The organism is Mycobacteriales bacterium (assembly GCA_036497565.1).
Taxonomy (GTDB): domain Bacteria; phylum Actinomycetota; class Actinomycetes; order Mycobacteriales; family QHCD01; genus DASXJE01.
Map to the genome: position 1 here is coordinate 1 of DASXJE010000142.1, position 7819 is coordinate 7819.

At 71.4% G+C, this 7819-nt stretch carries 6 protein-coding genes; 1 reads left to right on the forward strand and 5 read right to left on the reverse strand.

The features are described 5' to 3' along the window. Positions 1 to 142: 142 nt before the first annotated feature. The 3 genes from pdxA to VGH85_12025 all read right to left on the reverse strand — a co-directional run bounded on the left by pdxA (position 143) and on the right by VGH85_12025 (position 3809). Positions 143 to 1150 carry a 4-hydroxythreonine-4-phosphate dehydrogenase PdxA gene (gene pdxA, locus VGH85_12015; GenBank protein HEY2174523.1) on the reverse strand — a complete coding sequence of 336 codons (1008 nt, stop codon included), beginning with the start codon at positions 1148 to 1150 and terminating at the stop codon, positions 143 to 145. Continuing rightward, entirely contained in the window at positions 1147 to 2421 is a 1275-nt protein-coding gene (locus VGH85_12020) for a four-carbon acid sugar kinase family protein (protein HEY2174524.1), read from the reverse strand. The genes pdxA and VGH85_12020 overlap by 4 nt, the downstream gene beginning before the upstream one ends. Positions 2422 to 2582: 161 nt before the next feature. Then, on the reverse strand, positions 2583 to 3809 hold the full coding sequence (locus VGH85_12025; protein ID HEY2174525.1) for an MFS transporter: 1227 nt from the start codon (positions 3807 to 3809) through the stop codon (positions 2583 to 2585). 104 nt (positions 3810 to 3913) lie between these two features. Here VGH85_12025 and VGH85_12030 point away from each other — a divergent pair, with 104 nt between their 5' ends. Then, a complete protein-coding gene (locus tag VGH85_12030) occupies positions 3914 to 4303 on the forward strand; it encodes an ArsR family transcriptional regulator (GenBank protein HEY2174526.1) in 390 nt (129 codons plus the stop codon). 4 nt (positions 4304 to 4307) lie between these two features. Here the strand turns inward: VGH85_12030 and VGH85_12035 are convergent, their stop codons facing one another. Both VGH85_12035 and VGH85_12040 read right to left on the reverse strand, forming a co-directional pair. Next, positions 4308 to 6875 (reverse strand): hypothetical protein, encoded by a 2568-nt coding sequence (locus VGH85_12035; protein HEY2174527.1) that lies wholly within the window; start codon positions 6873 to 6875, stop codon positions 4308 to 4310. Positions 6876 to 7054: 179 nt separating this feature from the next. Further along, positions 7055 to 7819 (reverse strand): methyltransferase domain-containing protein (locus VGH85_12040; GenBank protein ID HEY2174528.1); only part of this gene is annotated, 765 nt, incomplete at its 5' end.

Genomic DNA, 7819 nt, shown 5'->3' on the forward strand with positions numbered 1-7819 from the left:
TATCCCACCAGCGGTTCGCCGTCGCGGACGACGTCGCTCACCACGGCGACGATCGAGCAATCCATTGCGCTGAAGTCGATCCACGCGTTGCGCATCGACGAGCTGATCGGTACGACGCCCTCGTGGACGGAGACGATCCTCATCAGGAGCGGTCGGGGGCGAGCGCGACCGCCTGCCGGATTGCCTCGGTGAGGCTGCGGCCGTCGGCCTGTCCGGTGCCGGCGATGTCGAACGCCGTGCCGTGGTCGACCGAGGTGCGGATGACGGGCAGCCCGACGGTGATGTTGACGCCGGCCTCGAGCCCGAGGACCTTGACCGGCCCGTGCCCCTGGTCGTGATACATCGCGACGACGATGTCGAAGTCGCCGCGTCCGGCGCGGAAGAAGACGGTGTCGGCGGGCAACGGCCCCTCGGCGTCGATCCCGTCGGCGCGGACCACCTCGAGCGCCGGCTCGATCTTCTCCTCCTCCTCGCCGTTGCCGAACAGGCCGTGCTCGCCGGCGTGCGGATTGATGCCGCAGACGGCGATCTTCGGATGCGGGATCCCGGCGGTGACGAGCGTCTCGTGCGCGCGACGTACCGTCCGCTCGACCAGCCCCGGCTCGATGCGCGCCACTGCGTCGACCAGCCCGATGTGCGTGGTGACGTGGATGACCCGCAACGTCGGGGTCGACAGCATCATCGAGACCTCCGGCGTACCTGTCAGGTCGGCGAGCAGCTCGGTGTGGCCGGGATAGCGGTGCCCGCCCGCGTGCAACGCCTCCTTGTTCAGCGGCGCCGTGCAGATCGCGTCGACGTCGCGGGCCAGGGCGAGCTTCGCGGCCACGTCGATGTACTGGTACGCCGCATCCCCGGCGAGGGCGGACAACTCCCCGAACGGCAGGTCGTCGGGGATGAGACCGAGGTCTAGGCAGTCGATGGTCCCGTGCTGAAAGGCGGCGTCGGCGACCGTGGGCACGGTCGCGACGGTGAGATCGAGCCCGCAGATCTTCACGGCGGACTGCAGACGTCGCGTGTCGCCGACGACGATCGGGCGGCAGGTCTCGTAGACCGCGTCCTCGGCGAGCGCCTTGACGATGACCTCCGGGCCGATGCCCGCCGCGTCACCCATGGTGATGGCGATGATGGGGGTCGCTGGTGTTGCGGTCATTGGTGTGGTGCTCCTTCGGTGAGCTCGTCTCGTGCGTGGACCAGGGTGTCGTCGTCGCCGAACCCGCCGGCCTTGGTCACGATCGGGAGCGCGTGCGTCCCGTCCGCCCTGCTGAGTACGACGCCGGGCTCCACCTCGCGGATGAACCGCAGCGTATGTGCGCCCGCGGCCAGCAGCACCGCGCGGGTGGTCTCGCCGCCGGTACAGACGAGTGCGCCGATGTCGCCGGCGTGCGACGCGATGAGCCGACCGACGGCCTCACACAGCTGCCGGCCGTCGCCGTCGCTGACGGGATCGGCGGACCGCAGGGCCACCGCGAGGTCGCGCCCGGCAGCGAGTGCCGCGCCGAGCGCGGCCGAGGCCGGGCCCCATGCAGCGTGCGCCTCGCCGGCCAGCAACATGTCGGGATCGAGCAGGAGTTCGGCGACCCCGGGGACCTCGACGATGCGGCGGTGTTGTCTGGCGGCGACGGACGACCGGCTGCCGACGACGGTGACGACCGGTCCGGTCGGGCGGGGCGGGGCGTCGTCGTACGGCGAGCCGCCGCCGAGGCCGAGCACACCGGAGAGCTGCCCGGCCAGTCCGGCCGAGCCGACCCACACGATCCGGATACCGCTGGCCACGGCCGCGTGCGCGATGGCGTGCAGATCCTGGTCGGTTTCGGCGTCGCAGACGGCGATCTCGATCCCGATCGCCGCGATGTCCTTGATGGCGCCGACCAGATCCTCGGGGGCTCCCCGGACGACACGGATCGGCACCGGCCGGCTCTGATGCCCGACCGCCGTGAACATCGCCATCAGGTCCGCGGGGCCGGTCAGCCCCGCGCTCGACCACACCTCGGTGCGTTCGAGGGGGGTGCCGTCGAGCAGTTGGTGACCGCCGACCGTGGTGCGGCGGGCATGCGGAAACGCCGGTGCGACGACGGCGAGCACGGGCTGCGGGGCCCAGATGGTGTGCGCGGCGGCGAGGGTCGCGGTCACCTCGGCGGCGACGTGTCCACGCAGGGTGGAGTCGACCTTCCGGAAGAGCACCGATGCCCCGGCGGCGCGGGCGGACATGGCTGCTCGGTAGGCGGTGTCGTGCGCCAGGTGGGCCGCCGCGTCGCGGGTGTCGGTGTCGAGGGCGACGACGTCGACCACGCTGTCCGGGCCCACCGGGAGCGGTCCGTCGTCGGTCATCGGGTCGAGGAGGATTAGCCCGGCGACGCCGGGTCCGGCCATCGCGCTGGTCGCGTCCGCGGCACCGGTCAGGTCGTCGGCGACCACCCACACCCGTGGCATCAGAGCGCCGCGGTCGGCATCGCGTCGTCAAATTGGCTGCCCATCATGACCGGTCTCACGCTACCGTCCGGCCCGTCGGGGTTCAGCACGTCGTCGCCCGTGCGGCGTACCTGACCGGGAAGGAGGCGCGATGTCCACCGATCTCCAACCGGTCAGGCGGGCTGACGGCGTACGGCGGATCGAGGAATCGCGGCGAGCAGGGCCAGCACGATGATCACGACGCCGTACGCCGTGGCCGTGGTGAGCAGGCCGAGCGACGCGACGGCAGCTCCCGCGATGACCGCGGGAATGCTGAAGGCGAGGTAGCTGACGACGTAGATCGACGCGAACAACTCGGCGCGTTCGGCCGGTGCGGCCAGCTGCGCCAGCGAACGGAGCGCGCCGAGGAAGGTCGCCCCGAACCCGAGACCGGCCACCACCGTCCCGACGAAGAACCAGGGCGTGGACGTCGCGGCGAGCGCGAGCAGCGTCACTCCGGTACCCGCGGCGAGCACGAGCGACCCCTGGACCATCACCGTCCGCGGCGTCGCGTCGCGGGCGACAAGTGCGGCCACTGCCCCGGCGCCGGCGAGCGCCGACACCACGAGGCCGCCGACCAGATGGTTGTCGACGTGCAGGACCTCGGCGGTCAGCGACGACCCGAGGGAGAGGTAGAGCCCACCGGTGGCCCACGCGGCGACGAGTCCCGGGACGGCGGCGACGAAATGCCGCCGGGCCGGCCCGGGAACCGCCAACCGGGGACGCAGCGAGCGGACCGCGCCGGCCCGCCGGACGACGGTCTCGGGCAGGAACGCGACGACCGCCGCGAGGACCGCGAAGACGGCGATCAGGACGCCGAAGACGACCGTCGTCGGCCGGCCGGCGTACTGCACCAGAAGGCCGGACCCCAGCGCGCCCACGGCGAGGCCGACCATCGGTGCGGCGCTGTTGACGAGGGCGCCCAGCCTGGGGCGGTGGCCCGGCTGCAGGTCGACCAGTGCCGCGCTGATCGCGCCGGTCGCGGCCCCGTTGGCCAGACCCTGCAGGATGCGCGCTGCATAGAGCCAGCCGACCCCGTCCGCGCCGAGGAAGACGACCATGCTGACGGCCTCGAGCAGCAGGCTCACCACGAGGACGCGACGCCGACCGACGTGGTCGGACAACGCCCCCACGGTCAACAGGGCCGCCAGCAGCGCGATGGCGTAGACGGCGAAGACCGCGGTCAGCGTCGTGGTGGAGAAGCCCCACCTGCCCTGGTAGACGATGTAGAGCGGCGACGGCGCGCTGGCGGCGGACATCAGGGCCAGCAGCGTCGCGCCGACCAGCCAGAAGCTGACCGCGCCGGGCAGTCGCCGCGTCGCGGTCGTCGTATCCAGCGGTCGCGCCTGGGTGAGAGTCATCCGGGTGCCCTTCGTCGTCGGGCGGGAGCGCCTGACTGTTCGTGAATTCTGGAACTGTCAGACCGTAGCTCGGATTCCGGCGACTGTTCAACTATTATGGAACCGTGACGAAGCCCACACGGGAGCTCGAGCATCCCGACATCGCCGACATCTCGGTGACCGACGTGCTGTTCGCGCTGAGCGACCCGGCCCGGCTCCTGATCGTCCGGCAGCTGGCCGAGGGCCCGCGTGAGCTCGTGCCGTGCCAGGCCGTCGGGGGCACGATTCCCAAGTCGACCCGCTCGCACCACCTCAAGACGCTGCGGGAGGCGGGCATCATTCGCAACGTCCCGCACGGCCGGCAGCGGCACGTCAGCCTGCGCCGCGACGAACTCGAGCGACGCTTCCCCGGCCTGCTCGCGGCGGTCCTCGGGGCGGGCTCGTCCGCAGAGGTCCCCGCGTGGGAACCGATCGATCCGGTGGCTCTCGAGAAGATCGCGACGAACGCCCGCTGATTGGTCAGGTCGTGACGGTCAGGGTGTGGTGGCCCGCCGCCGTCGGAACCCGAACCTCCTCACCGCGGTTGGTCGCGACGACCTGGTAGTGCCGCACGGCGTGCCCGTCGAGCACCACCGACGTCGCCTGCGTGCCACGCGGGAGGGTGTGGCCGATGACGACGTCGCCGGCACCGACGGCCGACGAGATGGTGACCTCGGTGCGATAACTGTTCCCGACATGGGTGGCTCGCACGTCGGCCGATCCGCCGCCGAGCCGGATGTCCTTGCCCGCCACCGTGGTCTGACCCTGCGGCACCTGCGGCACGATCGCGACGGCATTCCGGCCCAGGTCGGGCTGCACACCTAGCCACTGGTGCACGACGGCGTACGACGTGCCGTAGTTGCCCCACGCCTGCATGAACATGGAGCGGCAGGTCCAGCAGCGGTCGATGTTCGCGCCCTGGTCCGGCGCCGGGAAGGTCTCCGGCATCGCCCCCGGCTGCTCGTCGGGCGTCCCGCCGGTAGCCGGCTCGGAGAACATCGGCTCGGCCAGCGCGTGCAGGTAACGATCCTGCTGGTCCGGCCCCAGCCGGCCGTAATTGCCCTCACCGATCGCCTGGATCGACGTGGTCAGGCCGTAGATGACCTTCGCTCCCTTGCCGTCCGGACCGCCGCCGCAGCCGGTGTGGAACAGGCCCGGGTTGAGCGGGTGATCGCCGCTGTAACAGGAGTTCTCCCGCCCGGCCAGAGCGGTGGTCCCGTGATCGAGCGGCGCCAGACCGGGCACCGTCTGCCCGTTCACGTGCAGTTCCGCCTCCATCGGCGTCTGGCCGATCCAGTGCTTCTGGAAGGACTGCGAGTTGTCCGCCTGGAGTGAGTCGGCGTACTGCTGCGCGGTGTCGAACCACCAGGTGCCGTCGAAGTGCTGCCGCAGCTTGGCCGCCATGTCCGTCGCCCACGTGTAAGTGGCGGTGTCGTGCTTGGACTGCGCCATGTCCGCGAGGTCGTAGAGGCCGCGGATGAAGTAGACGGTGTTGTCGAGCTTCTCCGGCCCCATGCCGGTCACCTCGACGTTGCCGAGGCCCTCCGGCCAACCGTCGTGGTCGGCATCCAGGTTGCTCGCGACGTAATGCAGGTTGCGTCTGGCGAAGTCATACATCTCGTCGCGGAACCGGTTGTCCCCCGTCCAACGCCAGACCAGCGCGACGGTGCTCGGGAACTTCACCGTCTCGTCGGTGTTGAAGTCGTACGCCGTCGTTCCGTCGGCGTTCTGGTGGCGGGAGTCGTGCCCGAACCAGATGGAGCCGTCGGACACGGCCTCGTGCACCACGACGCCGGATTTGTTGTTGAGGATGTCGGAGATGTCGCGGAGGGCCCGCAGGTGGGCCTCGATGGTCTCGAACTGGCCCATCGAGGCGGCCGCGAACGCCGTGTATTCCCCGTCGGTACCGAAGATCCACGGATAGTCGGGGAAGCCGGCGCTGAACCACGTCGCCTTGGGCACGGTGCCCAGCGGCGCCGGGAACTGCTTGCCCTGGTTGGTCCAGCGGATCTGCAGGTTGTCGGCGCTACGGGTGAGGTCGGCGAGGTTCTGCTTGCCCCAGTCGATCGCGTTCTGCACCATCGGGTCGCCCGGCAGCGAGACGGTGGTCCGCTGCCCGATCTGCTTGCGGGACGCCACCTTCGCGGCGAACTCGCCGGCCGGGTCGTGCAGCACCTGACTCAGCTCGTGCTGTGCCGGCCCGAGGCCCTGGTCGGAGCCGGCCGCCGCCAGCCACACGGTCTTCGAGCCGCCGGCGGGCAGGGAGAGCGTGTAGGTCAACTCGCCGCCCGTGCCGTTTCCGAACGGCCCGTCGTCGCACTGCGACGGCTTGGGGTCGGCCGGCGCACCGGGCTCGGTCCCCGTGCACCGGTGACCGGGCTGCGGACCCCAGAACTGCTCGCCGACCGTGCCCGAGTCGGGCTTCATCGCGGTGCCGACGAGGGCGGCGTAGTGGTGGGTCGGCGCTCCGGGCAACGCACCGTCATCGGTGAACACCAGGTCCCGGCCGTCGTAGCTGCCCTTGTCGGGAAGGTTGTCGCTGGCGTTGGGGGTGGTGCCGGTGAATCCCCACGGGAACTGGCCCATCAGCTCGGAGTGGGCGTCGACGGACAGCTTCGCGGTGCGCGCCGCCCCGGGGTTGGTGACCTTGAGACCGAACAGCACCCCGCGGCGACCGTCCGGCGCGACGTCGGTGCGCTCGACCTTCAGGCCCGCGGTGTCGGGGAGGTCGTAGCGGGTGTATCCCCGTCCACTCGAGAACTTTGTCGCCGGTCCGACCCAGTTGCCGTCGAGCCCGAACCAGACGCCGTCGAGGAGCTTCAGCGGCGGTGTCCATACGCCGCCCATCTCGCCGGTGATGTGCCAGCCGTTGGCGTAGAAGCGGCCGTCTTGGAAGCCGACCGAATAGGCCCGCGTCCCGGCCGCGACCTCGCGCCGGTCCTGCAGCCGGCTGGTCGTCGACAGCTCCGGCGCCGACGCCGCGCCGCTTGCCTGCGCACCGGGCTTCGGCCCGGCGGACCCGCTCGCCGCCGAGATCGGCAGTGCCATTCCCAACACGGTCGCCAAGCTCGCGAGCAGGACCGTGGCGATGCGCGTCCTCCGGGTGGACCTTCTGAACATCAACATCCCTCTCCGGGCGCAAGCCGAGCGACCGACGTCGACGGCGGTTCGATGGCCGAGGAGCCTAGGGCGGCGCGCCTAAGCGGGCAATAGGGCGGCGTCGTCCGTCATGTGACGGTGCCGCGGACCGCCCAGGCCCGCGCCGAGAGCGGGATCGAACCGTCGGCGGACCGGGGAACGCTCGACCGCAGTCGGTCGCGCAGCTCCTGTCTTGCGCTTCGCGACAGGTTGACGCAGTACGTCGGCGCGGGCCCCTGGCCGCCGAGGAACGGTGTCCAGTAGTCCTCGAAGTCGCCGAACACCGCGGGCACCGTGAGGGAGGTGGTATCGACCTGGGTCAGGCCGGCGTGGTCGAACAGAGCGGCGAGCCGGTCCGGCCGGCAGAGCGGGAAGCGCCGCCGCTCGTCCAGCTCCGCCGCCCCCGCGTCGATCGCGACGGCGGCGTCCCAGAACGTCCGGATCGGCTGCATCCCGTCCGCGTAGTCCCATACGTACGCCGCGACGACGCCACCCGGTCGGCCGGCGCGCGTCATCTCCGCGACCGCCCGCGCCGGATCGCGGAGGAAGTTGAGCATCAGCCCGGAGACCACGTAGTCCACGGACCCGCTCACAGCGGGCAGCGCCGCGGCGTCGGCGACGCCGACCCCGACGGGCCGACCGGCCAGGCGCGATCGTGCGTAGGCGAGGTAGGCCGCGGACCGGTCGACGGCGAGCACCGACGACGGGGCGGCCGCCGCCAACACGGTGTCGGTCAGCGCCCCGGTGCCGCAGCCGACGTCGATCCATCTGCCTCCCGGCGCGGGGCGCAGCCAGGTCAGGAACCGGTCGGCGACCGCCCGGCTCCACCGACCCACGTAGGGCTCGTAGCGGTC